At 68.8% G+C, this 21,083-nt stretch carries 18 protein-coding genes and 2 pseudogenes; 10 read left to right on the top strand and 10 right to left on the bottom strand.

The window, feature by feature from the left end:
- The first annotated feature begins 346 nt into the window (after positions 1 to 346).
- Both tnpA (ACQW02_RS26725) and tnpB (ACQW02_RS26720) read left to right on the top strand, forming a co-directional pair.
- Positions 347 to 739 carry an IS66-like element accessory protein TnpA gene (gene tnpA / locus ACQW02_RS26725; protein ID WP_431282957.1) on the top strand — a complete coding sequence of 131 codons (393 nt, stop codon included), beginning with the start codon at positions 347 to 349 and terminating at the stop codon, positions 737 to 739.
- Complete coding sequence (gene tnpB, locus ACQW02_RS26720) at positions 736 to 1,083, top strand: IS66 family insertion sequence element accessory protein TnpB (protein WP_431282956.1); 348 nt, start codon at positions 736 to 738, stop codon at positions 1,081 to 1,083. Before tnpA (ACQW02_RS26725) ends, tnpB (ACQW02_RS26720) begins: the two co-directional genes overlap by 4 nt.
- 363 nt (positions 1,084 to 1,446) lie before the next feature.
- On the opposite strand, the gene tnpC (ACQW02_RS26715) is transcribed toward tnpB (ACQW02_RS26720), so the two are convergent.
- From tnpC (ACQW02_RS26715) to tnpA (ACQW02_RS26705), 3 genes are read right to left on the bottom strand one after another with little or no spacing between them, the layout of a single operon-like run.
- Positions 1,447 to 3,021, bottom strand: coding sequence for an IS66 family transposase (gene tnpC, locus ACQW02_RS26715; RefSeq protein WP_431282955.1), 1,575 nt, complete (start codon positions 3,019 to 3,021; stop codon positions 1,447 to 1,449).
- Between the two features lie 60 nt (positions 3,022 to 3,081).
- Positions 3,082 to 3,429, bottom strand: coding sequence for an IS66 family insertion sequence element accessory protein TnpB (gene tnpB, locus ACQW02_RS26710; protein WP_431282954.1), 348 nt, complete (start codon positions 3,427 to 3,429; stop codon positions 3,082 to 3,084).
- A complete protein-coding gene (gene tnpA / locus ACQW02_RS26705; RefSeq protein WP_431282953.1) occupies positions 3,426 to 3,800 on the bottom strand; it encodes an IS66-like element accessory protein TnpA in 375 nt (124 codons plus the stop codon). Before tnpA (ACQW02_RS26705) ends, tnpB (ACQW02_RS26710) begins: the two co-directional genes overlap by 4 nt.
- A gap of 80 nt (positions 3,801 to 3,880) precedes the next feature.
- On the opposite strand from tnpA (ACQW02_RS26705), the pseudogene tnpC (ACQW02_RS26700) reads away from it, so the two are divergent.
- Positions 3,881 to 5,165 (top strand): annotated as a pseudogene (gene tnpC / locus ACQW02_RS26700) (IS66 family transposase); the annotation flags it as partial.
- A gap of 1 nt (position 5,166) precedes the next feature.
- Positions 5,167 to 5,319, top strand: a pseudogene (locus ACQW02_RS26695) (IS256 family transposase); the annotation flags it as partial.
- Between the two features lie 60 nt (positions 5,320 to 5,379).
- Here the strand turns inward: ACQW02_RS26695 and ACQW02_RS26690 are convergent.
- Positions 5,380 to 6,273, bottom strand: a complete 894-nt coding sequence (locus ACQW02_RS26690; protein ID WP_431282952.1) for a DUF5681 domain-containing protein — start codon at positions 6,271 to 6,273, stop codon at positions 5,380 to 5,382.
- The gene (locus tag ACQW02_RS26685; RefSeq protein WP_431282951.1) at positions 6,270 to 7,568 is read right to left on the bottom strand and encodes a site-specific DNA-methyltransferase; all 1,299 of its coding nucleotides are present in this window, start codon (positions 7,566 to 7,568) and stop codon (positions 6,270 to 6,272) included. The genes ACQW02_RS26690 and ACQW02_RS26685 overlap by 4 nt, the downstream gene beginning before the upstream one ends.
- Positions 7,569 to 8,355: 787 nt before the next feature.
- Between ACQW02_RS26685 and ACQW02_RS26680 the strand changes: the two genes are divergently transcribed.
- Together ACQW02_RS26680 and ACQW02_RS26675 are read left to right on the top strand one after the other, a co-directional pair.
- Entirely contained in the window at positions 8,356 to 8,526 is a 171-nt protein-coding gene (locus tag ACQW02_RS26680; RefSeq protein ID WP_431282950.1) for a Mu-like prophage major head subunit gpT family protein, read from the top strand.
- Between the two features lie 2,118 nt (positions 8,527 to 10,644).
- Positions 10,645 to 10,908: a hypothetical protein gene (locus tag ACQW02_RS26675; protein WP_431282949.1), complete on the top strand. Its 264-nt coding sequence runs from the start codon at positions 10,645 to 10,647 to the stop codon at positions 10,906 to 10,908.
- 206 nt (positions 10,909 to 11,114) lie between these two features.
- Here the strand turns inward: ACQW02_RS26675 and ACQW02_RS26670 are convergent, their stop codons facing one another.
- Positions 11,115 to 12,086 (bottom strand): L-threonylcarbamoyladenylate synthase, encoded by a 972-nt coding sequence (locus ACQW02_RS26670; protein WP_431285974.1) that lies wholly within the window; start codon positions 12,084 to 12,086, stop codon positions 11,115 to 11,117.
- Between the two features lie 108 nt (positions 12,087 to 12,194).
- Here ACQW02_RS26670 and ACQW02_RS26665 point away from each other — a divergent pair, with 108 nt between their 5' ends.
- The 3 genes from ACQW02_RS26665 to ACQW02_RS26655 are packed head-to-tail and all read left to right on the top strand — an operon-like array spanning position 12,195 to position 15,565.
- Positions 12,195 to 13,673, top strand: coding sequence for a leucyl aminopeptidase (locus tag ACQW02_RS26665; RefSeq protein WP_431282948.1), 1,479 nt, complete (start codon positions 12,195 to 12,197; stop codon positions 13,671 to 13,673).
- Positions 13,674 to 13,679: 6 nt separating this feature from the next.
- Positions 13,680 to 15,125 (top strand): leucyl aminopeptidase family protein, encoded by a 1,446-nt coding sequence (locus tag ACQW02_RS26660; protein ID WP_431282947.1) that lies wholly within the window; start codon positions 13,680 to 13,682, stop codon positions 15,123 to 15,125.
- Complete coding sequence (locus tag ACQW02_RS26655) at positions 15,125 to 15,565, top strand: DNA polymerase III subunit chi (protein WP_431282946.1); 441 nt, start codon at positions 15,125 to 15,127, stop codon at positions 15,563 to 15,565. Before ACQW02_RS26660 ends, ACQW02_RS26655 begins: the two co-directional genes overlap by 1 nt.
- On the opposite strand, the gene der is transcribed toward ACQW02_RS26655, so the two are convergent.
- From der to ACQW02_RS26640, 3 genes are all read right to left on the bottom strand, one after another.
- Entirely contained in the window at positions 15,562 to 16,902 is a 1,341-nt protein-coding gene (der, locus tag ACQW02_RS26650; protein WP_431282945.1) for a ribosome biogenesis GTPase Der, read from the bottom strand. The genes ACQW02_RS26655 and der overlap by 4 nt on opposite strands.
- Before the next feature lie 120 nt (positions 16,903 to 17,022).
- Positions 17,023 to 18,360 carry a PQQ-binding-like beta-propeller repeat protein gene (locus ACQW02_RS26645; protein ID WP_431282944.1) on the bottom strand — a complete coding sequence of 446 codons (1,338 nt, stop codon included), beginning with the start codon at positions 18,358 to 18,360 and terminating at the stop codon, positions 17,023 to 17,025.
- Between the two features lie 71 nt (positions 18,361 to 18,431).
- Positions 18,432 to 19,472 carry a tetratricopeptide repeat protein gene (locus ACQW02_RS26640; protein WP_431282943.1) on the bottom strand — a complete coding sequence of 347 codons (1,041 nt, stop codon included), beginning with the start codon at positions 19,470 to 19,472 and terminating at the stop codon, positions 18,432 to 18,434.
- A 74-nt stretch (positions 19,473 to 19,546) separates the two neighbouring features.
- On the opposite strand from ACQW02_RS26640, the gene ACQW02_RS26635 reads away from it, so the two are divergent.
- The gene (locus ACQW02_RS26635) at positions 19,547 to 19,903 is read left to right on the top strand and encodes a hypothetical protein (protein WP_431282942.1); all 357 of its coding nucleotides are present in this window, start codon (positions 19,547 to 19,549) and stop codon (positions 19,901 to 19,903) included.
- Between the two features lie 50 nt (positions 19,904 to 19,953).
- Here ACQW02_RS26635 and ACQW02_RS26630 read toward each other — a convergent pair whose 3' ends face one another.
- Entirely contained in the window at positions 19,954 to 20,871 is a 918-nt protein-coding gene (locus ACQW02_RS26630; protein ID WP_431282941.1) for a LysR substrate-binding domain-containing protein, read from the bottom strand.
- Between the last annotated feature and the right edge of the window lie 212 nt (positions 20,872 to 21,083).

Genomic DNA, 21,083 nt, shown 5'->3' with positions numbered 1-21,083 from the left:
TTCCATCTCACCGGAAATGGCTTCATCAACTGCGGCAGCGTCATCCCGTCAGGCTGACGCCCGTCCAATGTCGCCTCGACTAGATTCGGCGCCAGCAGCGTCAGCCGTAGCACCCGGCTGAGGTAGGACGAGTTGATCTTCTCCCCCAACCCCGTCGACTGTCCGGTTTGAAGGGGGCAACTCCACCGCACGGCAGACCAGCCAGACGCCGGCTATCCGTTCGCATGACTCGTTGGCAAGGAGGTACCCCTCCGGTGACGGCCGCCTTCCGGTCTGGGGCTGAAGCTGTCTTCTGATCTTATCGACGCTCGTAGGAGCGTTGTTAAGGACGGGGGCGGTTTGGGGCATGGAGATCATCAGCGGTATTGAGCGCCGGCGCCGATGGCGGGTGGCGGACAAGCTGCGGATTGTGGCTGAGGCTGAACGTCCCGGCGCGTGCTTTGTCGAGGTGGCGCGCCGGCACGAGGTGAGCCGCAGCGTGCTGTGGGCCTGGCGGAAACAGGCACGGCAGGGCGTGCTGGTGGCCGAGCCCGCGCCGATGTTCATGCCGCTGCAGGTGGCGACGGATCTGCCGGCGCCTGTCCCTCGGGCTTATGCTGCGCCGGTGGCTTCGCCAGCGCCATGTGAGGCGACCGCTGGCCGGATCGAGATAGCCTTGCCGGACGGTACGGTGATCCGTGTCGACGAGGCGATCGGCTCCGCCGCGTTGCGGCGTGTTGTGGCAGCGCTGCGCGGATGATCCCGGTGCCGTCCGGCGTGCGGGTCTGGCTCGCGGTCGGCCATACCGACATGCGCCGCGGCATGAACGGCCTGGCGCTGCAGGTGCAGCAGGCGTTGGGCCGCGATCCCCATGCCGGCGATCTCTACGTGTTCCGCGGATGCCGCGGCGACCTGGTGAAAATCGTCTGGCATGACGGGCTCGGCATGTCGCTCTACGCCAAGCGGCTGGAGCGGGGGCGGTTCATCTGGCCGTCGCCAGCGGATGGGTCGGTGGCGATCTCGGGGTCGCAACTGGCTTACATGCTCGACGGCATCGACTGGCGAAACCCGCAACGGACATGGCGCCCGGAAGCCGCAGGATAGGTCGCCGCCGCGGCGGATTTCCACTACCTGCCGCGCGCGGTTCATGATTCCATCCTCGGCATGCGCGCGACTTTGTCTGCGGTATTGGTGCACTGGATGCCCTTGCCCGTGCTGCGGGCGTCGCTGTCATTTCCGGCGGCTCCAGCGTACCGGCACTGTCAGGCGCGGTGATCTCCGAACTGGTACAGGGACTGCAGGCCGTCCACGCCATCGATATGTCTATCAGCGCATCCAATCGCGCGGCGGCCGGGGCCTCTGTCGTCGCAGCGATATTGAGCTACGTCGGCAAACCGCTTCGCATCTGGCAAGGCCGCCGGTGGCACGTTGCGTAAGCATCCGCCGAGGGCCACGGCGGGCTGGCTGTCAGGCGGCAGCGGCGTCTTTGGCCTGGTCGCCCTTCCAGTTCCAGGGCAGCAATTCGTCCAGCCGGGAGGCCGGGTGGTCGGCGATCCTGACGAGCACGTCGGCCAGCCAGGCGCGCGGATCCACATCGTTGAGCTTGGCGGTGACGATGAGCGAGTACATCGCCGCGGCGCGCTCCCCGCCGCGATCGGAGCCGGCGAACAGCCACGACTTCCGCCCGAGCGCGATGCCACGCAGGGCGCGCTCGGCGGCGTTGTTGGTCAGGCAAATCCGGCCATCGCCGAGGATGCGCGTGAACGCGTCCCAGCGCTTCAGCATGTAGTCCATCGCCTTGGCCAGATCATTGTGCCGCGACAGCCTGGCGCGGGTCTCACGCATCCAGGCTTCGAGGTCTGCGACCAACGGCGCGATATGCTTCTGGCGCTCGGCCAGGCGCTGGTCGGCCGGCAGGCCATTGATGGCGCGCTCGGCGTCAAAGATCGCGTCGATCCGTCGCACCGCCTCGGCGGCCAGCGGCGCCCGGGCGACCTCGGCCAGATTGAACAGCTTGCGCCGGCCATGCGCCCAGCAGGCCGCCTCCGTCACCGGGCCCGGCCTGCGCCCCGGCACGTAGAGGTCGTTGAACCCGGCATAGGCATCCGCCTGCAGGATCCCGGCGTAGCCCGCCAGGTGCCGGTTCGGGTGCTCGGCCGTGCGGTCGCACGAATAGCGGAACATCGCCGCCGGCGGTGCCGGGCCGGCAAAGGGCCGGTCGTCACGCACATAAGTCCAGAGCCGCGCCGTGACGGTCCTGCCCTTGGCCAGCAGCGGCACCGTGGTGTCGTCGCCATGCAATCGCGGCCCGGCCAGAACGTGGGCGTCGATCAGCGTCACCAGGGGCGCCAGCATGGCGGTGCAGGTGCCGACCCAGTCGGCCAGCGTCGATACGCTGAGCTCGATCCCCTCGCGGCCATAGCTTTCGCTCTGGCGGTTCAGCGGCAGGTGCTGGCCGAATTTCGCCTCCAGGATCATCGCCAGCAGGTTCGGTCCGGCACGACCGCGAGCGATCGGGTGGAACGGCGCCGGCGGCTGGGTGATGCTCTCGCAGGATCGGCAGGAGAACCGCTCGCGCACGGTCTGGATCACCTTCCACTGGCGCGGCACCACCTCCAGCGTCTCCGTGACATCCTCGCCGAGCTTGGCCAGCCTGCCGCCGCAGCAGGGACAGGCCGACGGGGCCGCGATCACCACCCGCTCGCGCGGCAGATGCGCCGGCAGCGGGGCACGGACGGGCTTGCGGCCGGGTGGGCCGGACCGCTGGCCGGGGGCGGTCTCGGCCTTTGTGGCCTGCTCGCTGGCGGCCGTGACCACCTCGTCGAGTTCCAGTTCCAACTGGTCGAGCAGCTTGCGGCCGCGCTCGGAGGAGGCGCCAAACCTATCGTGCCTGAGCCTGGCGATCAGCAGCTTGAGATGGGCCACCATCGTCTCGGCCCCGCAGGCACGTGCCTCGGCCTCGCGCCGGGCCAGTTGCTCTGCCGCCAGCGCTGCGCGCAGGGCTTCGAGATCGTCGGGCAGGCTGTCCGGCGTCGGCGTCATGCCAAGGATGGAATCACAGACCGCCCGCGGCAGGTAGTCGGAATTCGTCGCGGCGCTGATCTATCCTGCGACTTCCGGCCGCCATGTCCGTTGCGGATTTCGCCAGTCGATTCCGTCGAGCATATAGGCCAGCTGCGCGCCCGAGATCGCGACCGATCCGTCCGCCGGCGAGGGCCAGATGAACCGGCCGCGTTCCAGCCTCTTGGCGTAGAGCGACATGCCGAGGCCGTCATGCCAGACGATTTTCAGCAGATCGCCGCGGCGTCCCCGGAATACGTAGAGATCGCCGGCATGGGGATCGCGCCCAAGGGCCTGCTGCACCTGTAGCGCCAGGCCGTTCATGCCGCGGCGCATGTCGGTGTGGCCAACCGCCAACCAGACCCGCACGCCGGAAGGGACCGGGATCATCCGCGCAGTGCTGCCAGGATGCGACGCAGGGCCATGGTGCTGATCCGGTCCGTCACGCGCACCATGGTGCCGTCGGCAAGCATGATCTCGATGCGCTCGTCCGGCTCTCTGTCAGGATCGGTGCAAGTCGTCGGTGATGCCGGTCCCGCCAACTCCGGCACCACGCGCAGCGGGACGAAGGTCGCGACATCTGCCGCAAGCCTGCCGCGCCGCCGCGCGTCGCGCCACTGCCACAGCAAGCCACGGCTGACATCGTTCCGACGCGCCACCTCGTTGAACATGGCACCGGGTTCGTCCAACTCGGCCAGGATCCGCAGTTTCTCCTCAGCCCGCCAGCGGCGCCGTCGCTCGACGCCCGTGATGATCTCCATCCCGAAACCCAGCCTCCGCCCTTAACGGCGCTCGAAAGAACGCCCGTAAGAGCAAAAGACAGGCTCAGCCAAATCGCGGTAGGCGGCCCTCGCCGGATGGGTACCATCTGCCGCGCGAGCGGGTGGTGATCGTGGCCCCGGCGGCCTGTCCCTGCTGCGGCGGCAGGCTGGCCAAGCTGGGCGAGGACATCACCGAGACGCTGGAGGTGGTGCCGCGCCAGTGGAAGGTGATCCAGACCGTTCGCGAGCGATTCTCCTGCCGATCCTGCGAGAGCATCACCCAGCCGCCGGCACCGCTCCACCCGATCGCCCGCGGTCGGGCCGGGCCGAACCTGCTGGCGGCCGACGTATACGTCGGCCCTGGAGGCGAAATTCGGCCAGCACCTGCCGCTGAACCGCCAGAGCGAGAGCTATGGCCGCGAGGACATCGAGCTCAGCGTCTCGACGCTGGCCGACTGGGTCGGCACCTGCACCGCCATGCTGGCGCCCCTGGTGACGCTGATCGACGCTCATGTCCTGGCGGGGTCGCGATTGCATGGCGATGACACCACGGTGCCGCTGCTGGCCAAGGGCAGGACCGTCACGGCGCGGCTCTGGACCTATGTGCGCGACGACCGGCCCTTTGCCGGTCCGGCGCCGCCGGCAGCGATGTTCCGCTATTCGCGCGACCGGACGGCCGAGCACCCGAACCGGCACCTGGCAGGCTACGCCGGGATCCTGCAGGCGGATGCCTATGCCGGGTTCAACGACCTCTACGTGCCGGGGCGCAGGCCGGGCCCGGTGACGGAGGCGGCCTGTTGGGCGCATGGCCGGCGCAAGCTGTTCAATCTGGCCGAGGTCGCCCGGGCGCCGCTGGCCGCCGAGGCGGTGCGTCGGATCGACGCGATATTCGATGCCGAGCGCGCGATCAACGGTCTACCGGCCAAGGAGCGCCTGGCCGTCGGGCTGCAGCACGTGGCGCCACTGGTCGCAGACCTCGAAGCCTGGATGCGTGAGACCAGGGCCAGGCTGTCGCGCCACAATGATCTGGCCAAGGCGATGAATTACATGCTGAAGCGCTGGGATGCGTTCACGCGGTTCCTCGGCGATGGCCGGATCTGCCTGACCAACAACGCCGCCGAGCGCGCCCTGCGTGGCATCGCGCTCGGGCGGAAGTCGTGGCTGTTCGCGGGCTCCGATCGCGGCGGCGAACGGGCCGCGGCGATGTACTCGCTCATCGTCACCGCCAAGCTCAACGACGTCGATCCCCGCGCCTGGCTGGCCGATGTGCTCGCCAGGATCGCTGACCACCCGGCCTCGCGGCTGGAGGAATTGCTGCCCTGGAAATGGAAGCGCGATCAGCCCGAAGACGCCGCTGCCGCCTAACCCCCGACGTGCCGCGGCACTCGGCGGATGCTTACCCATCCTGCTCGAGCAGTCCGACGAATGGGCCACCCAGCGCGCCCGCTACATGACGCTGGAAACCATCGGCGCCGTCAGCAATACTGCCAACGTCAGCCTGTCCGCCGTGCCAGCCTGACGCGGCGGGCCAGCCCGCTGAGAATCATCGCTCCTACACCACGCGATGGGACACGATCTGCTAGGCACGCGGTCGCTTGTGAACAGCCAGATCATCGCCCCATTTGATCCTGAGCTTCGATAGGGGAATAGTCGGTAGCTTCGATTTTTCTGGCCAGCGAATGAAGGGAATCTGCGCGGCGCCGCAGCGGCGTTCGAGGTCGTCACCCCAGGCCTTTGTCCCCTGCGCCGACATAGCCTGGATATGTTTCTCGTACGATGCTCCCGATCGACGGAGACGCGGCGGTAAATTGAAGTGCCCTATGAGGTGGAGCGCTAAGTAAAGTCCAAGCTTTCCTTCTTCGCCCTGCTTGTCTGGCAGGCTGTTGTCCTCGTCGGTGTATATCATCATTTCGTAGCCGAGGTCCTGAAGTGCCTCAGCTGTCTTCTCTGTCGCGCGTCCCTCCTCATTGAGGGCGCCTGGGATCCGCACCTCGAGACTCCAAGGGTCGAGCTCGATGTCGTCAGGGTGCGGAAGGAACTCCACGTCGGCCTCACCCGCCCTACGCGCGGCCTCGATCTTTGCCCTGGCGTTTGTCTGATAGTCCTCCCAAAACTTGAAGCTCTCCCTCCGCTCCTCGTGAAACCGCGCATCCTCGTCGCTGGCCAGCTGCAGCATCGTCCGCTGCGCCAATATCCCACCGCGCATCGCGGCCAGGGAGAGGGACCGGATGACCGCCTCCCGGATTGAAATTGTTTGGCGCCCGGAGGCATCGGTCACCGCGATGAGTCGGGCCGCCTCCGCACGCAGCGCTTCGCGCGTAGGGTACCGGGCGGCCACAAGCTCAGGACGCGCCGCGATTTTTGGCGGACGCCCACGCGGATTTCCGGATTGGCCCTTACGAAACTGACCGGTCTTCGGCGGGCGGGCGTAACCCGCGGCCTGATCCTCAGGATCGTCCTCACCGGCGCTCATGGGCTCCTCCGCGACAATGGGTCACTCAACCGGCTGGCGGAGATCGCCTCGAAGGTCTCAGTTCCGTCCGCGAGGATCGCCTCCTTGCCCGTAAAGCCCTCGAAGCGCCGGATGATGGTGTCGCAGTAGGCTGGGTCATACTCGATGAGGTGCGCGACACGCCCCGTCATCTGTGCCGCGATCAGCGTCGTGCCAGACCCCGCAAAGGGGTCGAGCACATCGTCGCCGCGACGCGAACAGTCGCGGATCGCATCCGCCACCAGGGCCACGGGCTTGACTGTCGGATGCATGGCCTGTTCCGACGCGCGACCCGGCCCGATGCTGCTGATGCCGGGATAGTCCCAGACGTTCGTGCGGTAGCGGCCCGTGTCGCCGAGACCGAAGCTGTTCACATGCGGTGCCGTGCCATGCTTGAAGACAAAAATGAGCTCATGCTTCGAGCGATAGAAGCTGCCCATGCCGCCGTTGGTTTTGTTCCAGACGCAGAGGTTTTTGAGCTCGAGACCGGTCTGCCGGCCCGCGACCGACAGCTCCTGTAGGTGCCGCCAGTCCATGCAGACGTAGAGGATGGCGCCGTCGCGGCAATGCCCGGCCATATTGGCCAGGGCGGAGGCCAGGAACCGGCTGAACTCCTCCTCCGCCATCTCACCCACCCCCATGGCGAACTCTCGATGGCGTACACGTCCCAGGCCGCTGACGTGGCCGTCGATGGGGACGTTGTAGGGCGGGTCGGTGAAGACGAGGCCGACCTCCCTGCCCTGCATCAGGCGGTCATAGTGAGACGCATCCCGAGCATCGCCGCAGAACAGCTGATGGCGACCCAGGCGCCATAAGTCGCCAGACCGGGAGACCGCATGCTCCGATGTGTTGGGAATGTGGTCGGCCGCGGAATCATCTTTGCCAGGGCGGTTCTGGCTGGCCAGATCAAGTGTGAAATCCACCTCAGCCAGGCTGAAGCCGGTCAGCTCCAACTCAAAGCCCGCATCGATCAGCTCCTGGAACTCGACGGCCAACAGCTCCTGGTCCCAGCCGGCATTGAGGGCCAGCTTGTTGTCGGCCAGGGCGTAGGCTTGGCGCTCTTTGGCGGTCAGGTCACCCAAGGGCACCACCGGCACGGCATCGAGCCCGAGCAGCTTCGCCGCGGCGACCCGGCCGTGACCAGCGACAATGCCGCCATCGTCGTCAATCAGCACCGGATTGGTGAAGCCGAAGCGCTTGATCGAGTCCGCGATCTGGCGGACTTGCTTGCGGCTATGGGTGCGTGGATTGCGCTTTGCGGGTTTCAGGCTGTCCACGGGCCTGTAATTCATTGTCCTCGTGCCATGACCACTCATCGCCTGCTCCCGCCTGTCCAGTGTTGCGAACGGCAAACTGGCTAGCGCGGCGTGTGGGAGGCGGCAAACACGTCAATACTATAAATGTATTTTCTCTTAGACGCCTCTTAAGATCCTATCAGGCCTTATTATTCTATATATCTGAAGATACATTTAATAGTATATTAGTTTATCGAAACTATTTGTGAGGTTCTACAACATCCGCCTTAGTCATCGTGCGCCTCTATCACAGATGCGGCCAAAAATAACTTTTCAGAGGGCGCTTCCGCGCAATGCTTAAGAGCCGAGCCTCGTAGTCTAAGAAGTGCCCTCTTAAGCGAATACCGAGGCGGCTACCCAGCCGGGCTTCGTACGGCCACCGACCTGCCGCGGAAGCATCATCGCCAAGCCACGCAACTGCGTACCCGCCCGCCTACTCGGGAATTCCTATAAGGCCTGGCGAAGGCAGGCCGGCGGCGTTCCGCACCAACTGCCGGACGGTGACACTCACCGCTGGCATGTTGAAATGCTCGGAAGACTGAGCGTAATGGAAACGTAGTCGGACACCTCCAAGAACACTGTTTCGTTCGGCATTTTGACGGCACCGATGCTTGGCGGTGGTGATGCCGTGAGACGGCGCGGCGCGCAGTAGGTCGACCGGGGCGGGACAGCCCCCACTGCCGGGCACGCAGCCCGTACGCGGGCACGTCCTCCCCGCTGAGCCAGACAAACCGGCGGACGTTGTAGGTTAGGTTCACCAGCCCGATCCATGATGAACTTCACGCAGGACAATCGCGAACCGCTGAATGTGACGCCGACGCAGCTGCTTGTGCCCCCCTTGCTGGAGGCGGCGGGATTGCGTGTCGTGAATGCGGATCGTGATGCGGCCGGCGCCTCGAACGTGTCGCGGGGCACGGCGGAATTGATCGTGACGCCTTGAGTGACGTGATTGCGCGGGGGAAGCGACGGGATGGTGGGGCCTCCCAGTGAACCCCACAATATGAACCCGCCCGAAGGCGGTCCTGAGGTCGGGAGAATATCGCCTCGTCACAACCCGTCAGGGACACCGTAGCGCTTCAGAAGAGGGCTAGCCAGCATGCCCGGGCTAGGATCGGAGGCATCTTGAACGGGTCTAAATGGCCACTGAAACCGCTTTTGAAGGAGGAAGTGGCGCGCCGGTGGGGCCTCCCGCGAACCCCACATAGCGGTCCCGCCCGAGAGCGGTCCAACGGCAGGGAGAATAACACCGTGTCGCGGCGCGCCGAGCGCATGATGCAGCAGATGGTTGGTGCATCACAACCAAACTTCCGGCTGCGCGAGACTGCAGCCAGGAAGGGGGCGCAACTCCCTCCACCAGGTTCCCGCTACCAGGGCGGGCTGCCCAGCCACGAAACGACACCGTGGACCTGGCTACAGCGTCAGCATAGGTATCCCCGCCGGGACATCCAGGCGCATCAGATGCGACCGAAACGGGGCGGTTCCGGTCAGGCATGCGATCTACGTTCGGGGTGCAGGAACGAGGTAGCCAGGAAGGGGGCGCAACGACCTTCACCAAAGTCCCGCTACCAGGGCGGGATGTTCAGCCACGAAACGACACCGTGGACCTGACTACAGCGTCAGCATAGCTATCCCTGCTGGCGACATCCACCGTTACCGATACCGGCGCCCACAGGGCTAAGGCGCATCAGCCCCCCTTCGTGATATTGGGGGAGTACGCACCCGCCTCGGTCGAAGTGGAGACGTTCGGGGACGCTTTTCAGGCGCCACCCGGCTATCAGGGGGACCCCACGCGAGCGTCGCTGATGGACCCGGCAGACCCGTTGGCAGCAAAGTCCGGAGGACCTTCGCGTCGGCTGTGCGGACGCTGAACCACGCGCGCGGCGGTGAACCGCATGCCGGTGCTCCCTCACTAAGCGCTGGAAACCGGGCGTGCTAACGACTAGACGTCACTGGGCGCGGTCATGGTGGCTGTGGGACGCCTGCATTAGAATGCACCATGGCAAGATGCGGTGGCTCCGCCCGTCTCTTTGGCATACGCCCCGACGAGGCTGAATGGTCACCACCGGTGTCTGGTGCCCCCTGACGCCCGTCACCCTACGGGGGCGTTTGGTGGAAGCCTCCCTCGGAAGGTGCCAGCCGGGACAGACTCGTTGGGAGCGATGACGCCCGGCTAGGATGCCCCGTAAGGCGAAATAAGAGTATCTAAGACGCCAGTGAAACGCGCCGGATGATCTGAATGCCCCCGCCGAGACGACACCGGCTTGTGTGAGCGTCCTAAGCGGTGCCCCAGCACGGCGGGCATCCATCACGCCACTTTCGGCGGCTCGTCGCGCCGCTCGCACAAGGCGCGCAGCACGATCAGCACCTTCGGCGCATGCTCCACCAGCAGAAAGCAGCACGAACTCGCCCGGATCAAAGACCTTCGCCTGGCTCGCATCCCTGGCAAAGCAGATCCATCCCCATTCTCGATCCGATTTCCCAGAAGAGGCCGCAGGTCAGGACAGATTGGCCGATCCGCATCTCATGAGATGCCTTCACCATCCCACACGACGGCTCCCACATCCCAGAACGAAACCTTGCCGTCCCGGAATTCGGTGTCTCCATCCCGGCTCGGCTGAGAAATCCCGCAAATTTCACTCCAAGATCCACGCGATTTGATAATCGGCCGCTGAAAACAGCCTGATATCGCGTCATAGCTTCCCTGTTATTCAGCCGGGGCTTTGCCCACTTTCTCAGGTACAGACACGTCTTATCAGTGGCTTAAAGGCCCGCGATGAGTCACCCAAGGCTGAAACGCCTCCAAAATCCCTGTTATCGGCACGGAACAGGGAAAAGCGGGCGTCGCGGTGCAGAGACGCGTTCGCAGCTGACTGCGTCCACCGCCAGCGAAACGTCCCCATGAGGAAACTCCAGGGACAGAAGGCAAATCAAGGCGTTGCCGAAGCGCTACCCCACAGGCCCACTGCACTGGGGAGAGAAGGCATGCCTCGCCTGCCCTGCCTGACACAGCTCAACGCTGGCTGCCGGGGCCTCCGGCGTCGGATCCCTGGCGAGCTTCGTGGAAAATACCGTCCTGAGCCACAGCCTCGTTACGATCTTTGACAAGACCGGGCTCAAGCGCGGCCTTGATGGGTTTGGGCCGGTTGTGGACGACACGCCGTGGAACGACCATCTGGCGATCATGGCCGCGCCGGAAGCGCGGCGTTTCCCCAAGGCCGAGGAGATTTTGCGGCAGCATATCCGCGCGGCCCGCGTGCGCCCGCTGCTACATCATGAAGCCAACCGCGTAGCGATGATGACCGCTCCAGGATTCGCGCTTTGAATGCCTCATGACGGTTTGGGGGAGAGGGCTCGCGCGCCGCGATAGGGACTATTTTATCTCTCTGCTGTCGAAGTCAGGCAACGGATTGTTCGACCCCCAAAGGCCTCACGCCCGACGAGCCCACCTGCAAAACCTGTGCAGCCGAGCCAACCCCATGCAATCTTGACCCAACCCACCAAATGCCGGGACCAGACATCCAAGCCGTTTCAGCGTGGCGCCGCCGCGCGGGCCAGGCGGTCGTTGATCGCAGCCCCCAGCCCGTGGTCCGGCACCGGCATCGCGGCGATGCCCGACAGGCCGCGCCGCGCGCCCTCCGCATCCAGCCAGCGCAGCCCGGCAAACAAACGGGTCGCGGCCTCGACCACATCGCCCGCCTCGCTCAATTGCCAGACGGCCCCCGCACCAGGCAGCGGCGGACCAAAAGCCAGCAGCGCCTCCTCCGCGCCAACGTCGCCGGCCATCAGCCGGACAGGCAGGCTGGGGGCGTAGTGCGACAGCATCATCCCCGGGCTGCGCAGCGACCGGCTGGCCTCGGCGGCGGACAGCGGCAGCGGGCGGCCGACGGGGCCGATCACCGCCTCGATCGCCTCCGCCGCCACGCCCCCCGGGCGCAGCAGCACGGCCTGCCGCCCGGTCAGGTCCAGCACGGCACTTTCCAGCCCCACGGCGCAGGGTCCGCCATCCAGCACCGCGGCGATGCGCCCGCCCAGGCCCTGCAGCACATGCGCCGCCGTGGTCGGCGAAACCTCACCCGACCGGTTGGCCGAAGGGGCCGCGACCGGCACCCCCGCTGCGCGCAGCAGCGCCAGCGCCATGGGATGGTCCGGCACCCGCACGGCCAGCGTGTCCAGCCCCGCCCCGGCCAGCAGGTCCACCCGGCAATCCGCGCGGCGCGGCAGCACCAGCGACAGCGGGCCGGGCCAGAAGGCGGCAGCCAACGCGCGGGCACGGTCGTCGGGCAAAACCTCGGCAAAGGCCGCATCGGCATCCGGCAAATGGCAGATCAGCGGGTTGAAATGCGGCCGGCCCTTGGCGCTGAAAATCCCCGCGACGGCGGTCGCGTTGCGCGCGTCGGCGCCGAGGCCATAGACGGTCTCGGTCGGGAAGCCGACCAGCGCGCCGCCGCGCAACAGCGCCGCCGCTTCGTCGATCTGGCCGGGCGATAGCGTCAGGGTCATCATGGGCGCTGCATACGCGCGCGCGCGGCGCACGGCGACCCCGCCCCTTCCTGTGCCGTGGCGCTCCGCTAGACTGCGCCCAACAGCCAGCCGCCCCCGGAGTGCCAAATGCCCGAGATCGCCTTCATCAAGCCCACCCTGCCCCGTGGCGGCGCGCTCGTGCTGCTGGTGCCCGAAGGCGTTGCCCTGACCGGCCTCGCGGCCGATGCCGATGCCGCGACCTCCGGCGCCATCGCGCGCGGGATCGAGGCCGCCGCCTTCACCGGCCGCAAGGCCCAGACCACGACGCTCTACGCCCCCGGCGCCGGGCTGGCGCGGGTGGTCCTGGTCGGCCTCGGCAAACCCGCCGACGTGACGCCGGAAGCGCTGGAGGCCGCCGGCGGCACCGCCTGGCCCGCCGTCTCCTCCGCGACCGACGTCACGATCGCCGCCGACACGCTGACCCCGGCCGAGGCCGCGCGCATCGCCATGGGCCTGACCCTGCGCGCCTGGCGCTTCGACAAATACCGCACCACCCAGAAGCCCGAGGACAAGCCGAAGGCGGAAAAGATCGCCATCGCGACCTCCGGCGTCCCGGCCGCCAAATCCGCCTGGGCGCCGCTGCGCGCCGTCGCCGATGGCGTCTTCCTCAGCCGCGAACTCGTCGCCGAACCGCCGAACGTGCTGCACCCGGTCGAAATGGCCGAACGCTGCAAGGCGCTGACCAAGCTCGGCGTCGAGGTGGAAATCCTCGGCCCGAAGGAGATGAAGAAGCTCGGCTTCGGCGCGCTGCTCGGCGTCGCGATGGGCTCGGAGATCGAGGCCCGCATGGTCGTCATGCGCTGGCACGGGACCAAGAAGAAGGGCACGCCGCCGGTCTGCTTCGTGGGCAAGGGCGTCACCTTCGACACCGGCGGCATCAGCATCAAGCCGGCCGGCGGCATGGAGGACATGAAGTGGGACATGGCCGGCGCCGGCTGCGTCATCGGCCTGATGGCGGCGCTGGCCGGCCGCAAGGCGAAGGTCGATGCGGTCGGCCTGGTCGGGCTGGTCGAGAACATGCCGTCCGGCACCGCCCAACGCCCGGGTGACGTGGTCACCAGCGCCTCCGGCCAGACGATCGAAGTGCTGAACACCGACGCCGAGGGCCGCCTCGTCCTGGCCGACGTGCTTTGGTATGCGCAAAAGCAGTTCGCGCCGAAATACATCGTCGACCTGGCGACCCTGACGGGCGCGATCATCGTCGCCCTCGGCCACGAACATGCCGGGCTGTTCAGCAACAATGACGAGCTGGCGCAAAAACTGACGGCGGCGGGGCTGGTGACTGGTGAGGCGGTGTGGCGGATGCCGCTGGGCGAGGCCTATGACAAGGGGCTGAAATCCGACATCGCCGACATGAAGAACATCGGCGGCGGCCGTGCCGGCGGCAGCATCACCGCCGCCCAGTTCATCCAGCGCTTCATCGAACCCGGCACCCCCTGGGCGCACCTGGACATCGCCGGCACCGCCTGGAGCAGCAAGGACGCGCCGACCATCCCCAAGGGGGCCACCGCCTATGGCGTGCGGCTGCTGGACCGGCTGGTCGCGGATCATGACGAGGACGCCTGACGCCCCGTGAAAACCGGCATCCCCCGGCTGCGCCTGCGCGGCGATGCGCCCAAGCCGGGGCGCACCACCGTGCTGCCGATCGCCACCGGCGCCATCCCGGCGGCGCTGGCCGACGTCGCCGCCGCCGCCGGGTTTCTGGGTGCTGCGGGGCAGGTGGCGCGCGTCTCGGCGCCCGGCTTCCCCGACCTGGTGCTGGCGGGGGCCGGGACCAGTGCCTGGGAACGCGCGGGGGGTGAGGCGATGGCGCTGCTCGACGCCACGCCGCCGCCGGTTGACGGCCCGGCACGGCGCATCGCGCTGGACCTGCGCGGGCTGGACCCCGCCGACGCCATCGCCGTCGCGACCGGCGCCGCCCTGCGCGCCTGGACACCCCCCATCCGGCGCAAGGCGCCGCTGCCAAAACGGCCGCGGCTGATCCTGCATGTCGGCGACCCGGACGACCTGGCCGAAGATTTTTTGGCCATGCAGGCCGTCCTGGCCGGGGTCGGCTTCTGCCGCACCCTGGTCACCGAACCCGCCAATATCCTGACGCCCGAGCGTTTTGCCGCCCGGCTGCGGCGCCTGGAACGCTTCGGGATGTCCGTCGACATCCTGGGGGTCGACGCCCTGGCCAAGGCCGGTGCCGGGGCCATCCTGGCGGTCGGCCAGGCCTCGGCGAACCCGCCGTGCCTGGCGATTCTGCGTTGGGCCGGGTCGGCCGGGGGCGATCCGCTGGTGCTGGTCGGCAAGGGCATGACCTTCGACACCGGCGGCATCAGCATCAAACCCGCCGCCGGCATGGAGGACATGCGCGCCGACATGGCGGGTGCCGCCGCCTGCGCCGGCGCGCTGCTGGCCCTGGCGCTGCGCCAGTCCCCCGCCCCCGTGACCGCCGTACTCGCCCTGGCCGAGAACATGCCCGGCGCGAACGCCTGGCGCCCGGGCGACGTCATCCGCACCCTGTCCGGCCGCACGGTCGAAACCATCGACACCGATGCCGAGGGCCGCATGGTCCTGGCCGATGCCCTGGCCTGGGCGGTGCGGCACGAACACCCCGCCGCCCTGGTCGACCTGGCGACCCTGACGGGCAGCATCGTCACCGCCCTTGGCCACCACCGCGCCGGCATGTTCGGCACTGACCCACCCCTGCTGGCCCAGGTGGGCGCGGCTGGCGAGGCAACAGGCGATGCGGTCTGGCACATGCCCATCGCGGCCGGGCACGAGGAACCGCTGAAAAGCCAGATCGCCGACCTGCGGCAATGCGCGACGGGCAGGCTGCAACCCGATGCCTGCCACGCCGCCGCCTTCCTGCGGCATTTTGCCGAGGGCATCCCCTGGGTCCACCTGGACATCGCCGGGGTGGAATCGCGGGAGGAGGCCGATTGGCGCGGCCCCGCCGGGGCGACCGGCTTTGGCGTGCGGCTGCTGGATGCGCTGGCGGCGGCACGCTTTGAGCACGCCGACCGGGCCTGATGACCGACATCGCCTTCTACCACCTGACCCGCAGCAGCCTGGAACAGGCCCTGCCGCGCCTGCTCGGCCGCGTGCTGGACCAAGGCGGGCGCGCGGTCGTGTTGGTCGGCAGCCCCGAACGGCTGTCCGCCCTCGACCAGGCGCTATGGACGGTCAGCGACCCCGACTGGCTACCCCACGGCACCCGCGACGCCGACCTGCAACCGATCTGGCTGACGACCGACGACGCCCCCGCCCCCAATGGCGCGCGCTTCCTGTTCCTGGCCGATGGCGCGACCAGCCAACGGGTCGCGGAGTATGACCGCGTCTTCGACCTGTTCGACGGCCAGGACGAATTGGCCGTCGCCGCCGCACGGTCGCGCTGGCGGCAATGGAAAGACGCCGGCCACGGCCTTGCCTATTGGCAGCAAGGCGAACGCGGTTGGGAGAAGAAAGCCTAGGCGTCGTCCTCCGCATACGGGTTCTCGCTGCCCCGCAACTGCACCCGGATCGGCACGCCGCCCATGTCGAATTTTTCCCGGAACGCGTTGACCATGTAGCGCTGCCAATCATCCGGCAGCGTCTCAGCCCGCGTGCCGAACACCACGATCGTCGGCGGCCGCGCCTTGGGCATGGTCAGGTAGCGCAGCTTGATGCGGCGCCCATCGACCAGCGGCGGCTGGTGGCGTTCCTTCACCATCTCGAACCAGCGGTTCAACTCGCCCGTGCCGATGCGACGGTTCCAGCGTTCATAGGTCGCGCGCACCGCCGGCATCAGCTTTTCGACACCCGCCCCGGTCGCCGCACTCATCGGCACCACGGTGATGCCCTTGAGCTGCGCCAGAGAGGTTTGCAGCACATCCTCGATCGCCTTGCGGGCCACATTGCGGTCGGGCACCGCGTCCCACTTGTTCAGCGCCAGCACGATGGCCCGGCCCTCACGCTCGGCCAGCCGCGCGATGTTCAGGTCCTGCTGTTCCAGGCCCAACAGCGCGTCCAGCACCAGGACCGCGACCTCGCATTCCTTCAGCGCCCCGATCGAGGCGCCGGTGGACATCTTTTCCAAATTCTCCTCGACCCGCGCCTTCTTGCGCAGCCCGGCCGTGTCCACCAGGCGCACCTTGCCGCCCGTGTCGTCCACCCATTCGACCGCGACGGCATCGCGCGTCAGCCCGGGTTCCGGGCCGGTGATCATCCGGTCCTCGCCGACCAGCGCGTTCAGCAGGGTGGACTTGCCGGCATTCGGGCGGCCGACGATCGCCAGGCGCAGCGGGCGGTCCTTGTCGGGGCGCTCCACTTCCTCATCCGGCAGCAGGGCCACGATGGTATCCAGCAGCCCGCCAAACCCCTCGCCATGTTCGGCCGAGACGGCGATGGGATCGCCCAGGCCGAGTTCATAGGCCTCCATCGCCAGATTGGCGCCGCCACGGCCCTCGGCCTTGTTGGCGATCAGGATGACGGGGGCGGGCACCTTGTGCATCTTGCGGGCAAAGGCGCGGTCGGTGGGCGTCAGCCCCTGCCGCGCGTCCACGACGAACAAAATGATGTCCGCCTCGCGGATCGCGGTTTCCGAACTGGCGCGCATCCGGCCGGGGATGGTGTCGGGATCGGCTTCCTCCAGCCCCGCCGTGTCCAGCAGGATGATCGGCCGCCCGCCGATGGCGGTGGCCGCTTCCTTGCGGTCGCGGGTCACGCCCGGCGTGTCGTCGACCAGGGCGAGCCTGCGCCCGGCCAGACGATTGAAGATGGTGGATTTGCCGACATTCGGTCGGCCAACAATGGCGATGCGCGTGGTCATGCGCGTCGCTTACAGGAAACTCACCCCCAACGGGTAGTGCCGCACCGCCACGGGGCGGATGCCAGCCATGCGGAGGCCAGACCCCGTGCGGTGGTCAGGGCGCCAAGGTCACGGCGAAGCCTACCCCCGGAACGCCACCAGCGTCGCATTGTCGGTCGCGAAGTAGACATCGGACCCCACGACCGCCCCCGGCAGCGTCACGCCGCCCGGCAGCCGCAACCGGCCGGTGATGGTGCCCTCGGCCGGGTCCACCAGCAGCGCCTCGGCCTTGCTGCCGGGCACGATGATGCGGCCGCCCGCCACGATCGGGGCGGCGAAACTGGCGCGCTGCCAATCGGATTCCTTGCCCGGCGGGGCCGGGTCCAGCGGCAGGATCCAGCGCACGCGGCCGTCGGTGCGGCTCAGGGCGACCAGTTCGCTCGCCAGGCTGACGACGAAGACCCAGTCGCCGACCACGGCCGGGGTTTCGGTGCTGCCGACATCGCGTTCCCAGATGCGCCGGCCGGTCCGCAGGTCGACGGCCATCGTGTTGCCCGACAGGGCCGTGGCGAAAACCCAGCCATTCTCGATCACCGGCATGCCACGGATGCCGGAAAAATCGGTCAATCCGCTGCGGCCCGACGACCCCAGGCCCTCGCTCCACATCACCCGCCCATCGGTCGCCCGGATCGCGGTCAATTCGCCCGAGGCGAAGCCCGCGACCACCAATTCGCCCTCGATCGCCGGGGTCGGCAGGCCGAAGGGCACCGCCGGGGTCGGCGGCGCGCGATGCGACCACAGCCGCCGCCCGTCCTCGGTGGACAGGGCCAGCAACTGGTTTTCGATGATCGGCACGAACAACCGGTTGCCCAGCAGCGCGGGCGCGCCGCGGGCGGGGGTCGGCAGGCGCGCGCGCCACTTGATGGCGCCGGTCGCGGCGTCGAGCGCCATCACCTCGGCCAGGCCCGTGGTGACGTAGACCGTGTCGCCCTCGATGATCGCGCCGGCGCCGATGTTGTCGGCGTCATCCTCGTTCGGGCGCGTGTCCCGCCGCCAGCGCTGGCCGCCGCGGGCGGGGTCGAAGCCCGAGACGTAGCCATAGGCATCGGTGACCACCGCCAGGTCGCCGGCCACGACCGGGCCGACCACCAGGCGCTGGCGACGGCCGGTGCCGGTGCCGAAGCTGCTGCGCCAGGCCTCGGCCAGGTTGCCCTGCAACAGCGCGTGCCCGGGCGCATGCGCCGGATTGCCGCCGGGGACGGGCCAGGCCGGGATGGCGACCGGGTCGGGCAAGGTGACCGGGCGGGATTCGATGCTGGTATCGACCCGCAGCGACCCGCCGCCGCCGCTGATCGACCGGCGGTCACCGGGCAGGGGCCGCTTGCTTTCGCCAAAAATGCTGTCGAAGGCGCCGCAACCCGACAGCAGCGTGGCGCCCCCCAGAAGTGCAGTGCGCCGGCCCATGCTGGTGGTGGTCATGCAGTCCGCTCCATGGGCGCATCGACGGCTGCCGTGCGCCCCAGATTGTTCAAAGGTTGTGCGAAACGCGCTCAGCCGCCCGACGCGGCGGGGGGCGGGCTGGGCGGGGACGCGGCAGGAACCGGATCGGGCGAGGCGGTGGCCGGGTCGGCCGGGGTCGCGGCGGCGGCCGGATCGGCCTGGGTCGCGGCCGGGGCGGGATCGGCCGAAGTCGTGGCCGGGGCGGGATCGGCCGACGTCGTGGCCGGGGCGGGCGGGACGACGGCCGGGGCCGGATCGGGCCGGACCACGGCAGGGGCCGCGTCGGGCAGGACCACGGCCGGGGCCGGATCGGGCAAGGTCGCGGCCGGGACCGCGACCGGCGGGGTCATGGCCGCCGCCGGGGCGGGCGGGATCGCCGCGGGCGCCTGGCCGGGCTGGGCCACGGCCGGCACCGCGCCGCCCGGTGCCGCCACCGCGATCTGTGCCGCCACGCGCTGTGCCCGGTCCCGCACGCCCTGCGGCGCCGAGGGATCGGCGGCCAGCGCCAGCAAGGTGCTGCGCGCCGCCGCCGTCTGCCCGGCGCGCAGCGCGACCAGCGCCTGCAATTCGCGCGCGCTGGCCTTCCAGGGGCTGCCATCGGCGGCCAGCGGCGTCAGCCGGGCGTCGAGTGCTGCCGGCGGATCGATGTCCAGCCCATGCAGAACCCACAACAGGTTGGCCAGGTTGCGCCACAGCGGGTCGGCGGTCGCATCGGCCGCGACATGGTTCCAGATCTCCCGCGCACGGGCCTTGTCGCCGGATTCCGACAGCAGCGCCGCCTGGCGCAGTTCCGACAGCAGGCGATAGCCCGCCGGCGCGCCCGGGGCGATGGCGCCGAAGCGGCGGGCCATTTCGGCCATGTCCGCGCCCTCGGCCTCGGCCGCCTGGTGCACGGCCAGGAAGGTGCCGGCCACGCCCTCGGCCTGGCGCCGCTCGTTCCAGCGCCAGCCCTGCCAGGCGCCGACCCCGATCACGACCGCGATGCCGAAGGCGCCGACCAGCGTGCCGTAGCGGCGCCAGAAGCGCGATGCGCGTTCGGCCCGCAGGTCCTCGGCCACTTCGTCGAAAATATCGGGCAAGGCGTATGTCATCCAGGAAGCGTCGCGGGGGCGGATCATACAGAAGCGCTTACCGGCCGTTAAGCCCGGACGGGTTTCATGCCTGTGTGAAGCGCCTGCGCCCCCTGTTGCTGCTGTTCCCGCTGGCTGGCTGCGGCGGGGATTCCATCGGCCCGATGCTGTTCGTGAACGGCGGGGCGCTGATGTTGATCGGCCGGACCGTTCCGGATGTGGTGGTATCGGCGGTCACCCGCAGCGACTGTTCCTCGGCCTATGTCGATGCCGGCCAGCCCTATTGCCGCACCGATGTCCCGCCGGCGCCGACGCCCTTCTGCACCCGCAGCCTCGGCGCGGTCGATTGCTGGACCAACGGGCCGCCCTACGCCATGCCGGCGCAGCGCCAGGTGGCGGATTCACCACCCCCGGCGCCGCCGCTGCCGCGCCCCTGGTATCAACGGCTGTAGCAGCCCGATGCCAGGCCCCCCATGCCAGCCCCCCCGATGCCAGCCCGCTGTCAGACGGCGCCCGCCGCAGCCCCCGCCGTGAAGCCGCGCAGGCGCGTGGCAATGACCTCGCCCACCGCCTCCACCGCCGCGCGCCGGGGAAAGCTCGTGCGCCAGGCGATGCGCACCACCCGCCCCGCCCGCGCCGCCAGCGGCCGCAGCACGATCCCCGCATCCTGCGCCGCCCCCGCCGCCAACCCGGGGATCAGCGTCGTCCCATAGCCGGCCGCCACCATGTTCAGCAGCGTCGACAGGCTGGCCGAACGCAGCGTGCCGCCCAGCGCCCCGCCCAGCGCGCCGCTTTGACCGCAAGCGGCCAGCGCCTGTTCGCGCAGGCAATGCCCATCCGCCAGCACCAGGATGTCCTGCGCCAGGTCCGCCTCCGCCACCATCGGGCAACCGGCGAGCGGATGCTCCGGCGGCAGCGCGGCAAGGAAGGGCTCGGCGAAAAGCGCCTGGCTCGCCAGGTCCGGCCCGTCCACCTCGGTCGCCAGCAGGGCGGCATCCAGCCCATGCGCGCGCAGCCGGTCGAGCAGCGCCGTGGTCTGGTCCTCCCATGGTTCCACCTCCAGCGCCGGCAGCGCCGCGCGCAGCGGCGCGAAGACCAGCGGCAACAGATAGGGCGCCAAGGTCGGGATGATGCCCAGCCGGAAACGGCCGGCCAGCGGGTCGCGCAGGTCGCGCGCCACGGCCAGGATCGCATCCGCCTCCGCCACCGCCACGCGGACATGGCCGATCAGCCGTTCGCAGGCGGCCGTCGGCGCCGCCGTCTTGCTGGTGCGCTCGAACAACGTGACGCCGAGTTGCTCCTCAAGCTTGCGAAGCTGCACGGACAGCGTCGGCTGGCTGATGCCGCAGGCCTCGGCGGCGCGGCCGAAATGCCCATGCTCGGCCAAAGCCAGCAGGTAGCGAAGGTCGCGGAGGTTCATCTGGTCGCTGCCCCGGTCATCATAGGCACCGTCTATCACGCTGGTTGAGTTTCGGGGCTTCCTCTTATCCTCGGGATGCCGCTAGCATCGCTCAACAACACCAGGCCGAGGGAGAACGGCAGGAGCCAACGCCAGGCAACGCGCGCCCCGGCACCCGCCGCCGGCGACCAGGACGACCCAACCCCGGCCCATGGCTGTCCCTTGTCCGGCCT

It is taken from the genome of Humitalea sp. 24SJ18S-53, from assembly GCF_050632385.1.
GTDB lineage: Bacteria > Pseudomonadota > Alphaproteobacteria > Acetobacterales > Acetobacteraceae > Humitalea.
Note: the sequence above shows the minus strand (reverse complement) of the source record. Positions and strands in the feature narration are given on the sequence as shown.

Excerpts from the sequence above, each read along its gene's own strand:
- tnpA (WP_431282957.1), top strand. The coding sequence starts at position 347 with ATGGAGATCATCAGCGGTATTGAGCGCCGGCGCCGATGGCGGGTGGCG.
- tnpB (WP_431282956.1), top strand. The coding sequence starts at position 736 with ATGATCCCGGTGCCGTCCGGCGTGCGGGTCTGGCTCGCGGTCGGCCAT.
- tnpC (WP_431282955.1), bottom strand. The coding sequence starts at position 3,021 with ATGACGCCGACGCCGGACAGCCTGCCCGACGATCTCGAAGCCCTGCGC.
- tnpB (WP_431282954.1), bottom strand. The coding sequence starts at position 3,429 with ATGATCCCGGTCCCTTCCGGCGTGCGGGTCTGGTTGGCGGTTGGCCAC.
- tnpA (WP_431282953.1), bottom strand. The coding sequence starts at position 3,800 with ATGGAGATCATCACGGGCGTCGAGCGACGGCGCCGCTGGCGGGCTGAG.
- ACQW02_RS26690 (WP_431282952.1), bottom strand. The coding sequence starts at position 6,273 with ATGAGCGCCGGTGAGGACGATCCTGAGGATCAGGCCGCGGGTTACGCC.
- ACQW02_RS26680 (WP_431282950.1), top strand. The coding sequence starts at position 8,356 with ATGATGAACTTCACGCAGGACAATCGCGAACCGCTGAATGTGACGCCG.
- ACQW02_RS26670 (WP_431285974.1), bottom strand. The coding sequence starts at position 12,086 with ATGACCCTGACGCTATCGCCCGGCCAGATCGACGAAGCGGCGGCGCTG.
- ACQW02_RS26665 (WP_431282948.1), top strand. The coding sequence starts at position 12,195 with ATGCCCGAGATCGCCTTCATCAAGCCCACCCTGCCCCGTGGCGGCGCG.
- ACQW02_RS26655 (WP_431282946.1), top strand. The coding sequence starts at position 15,125 with ATGACCGACATCGCCTTCTACCACCTGACCCGCAGCAGCCTGGAACAG.
- der (WP_431282945.1), bottom strand. The coding sequence starts at position 16,902 with ATGACCACGCGCATCGCCATTGTTGGCCGACCGAATGTCGGCAAATCC.
- ACQW02_RS26645 (WP_431282944.1), bottom strand. The coding sequence starts at position 18,360 with ATGACCACCACCAGCATGGGCCGGCGCACTGCACTTCTGGGGGGCGCC.
- ACQW02_RS26640 (WP_431282943.1), bottom strand. The coding sequence starts at position 19,472 with ATGACATACGCCTTGCCCGATATTTTCGACGAAGTGGCCGAGGACCTG.
- ACQW02_RS26630 (WP_431282941.1), bottom strand. The coding sequence starts at position 20,871 with ATGAACCTCCGCGACCTTCGCTACCTGCTGGCTTTGGCCGAGCATGGG.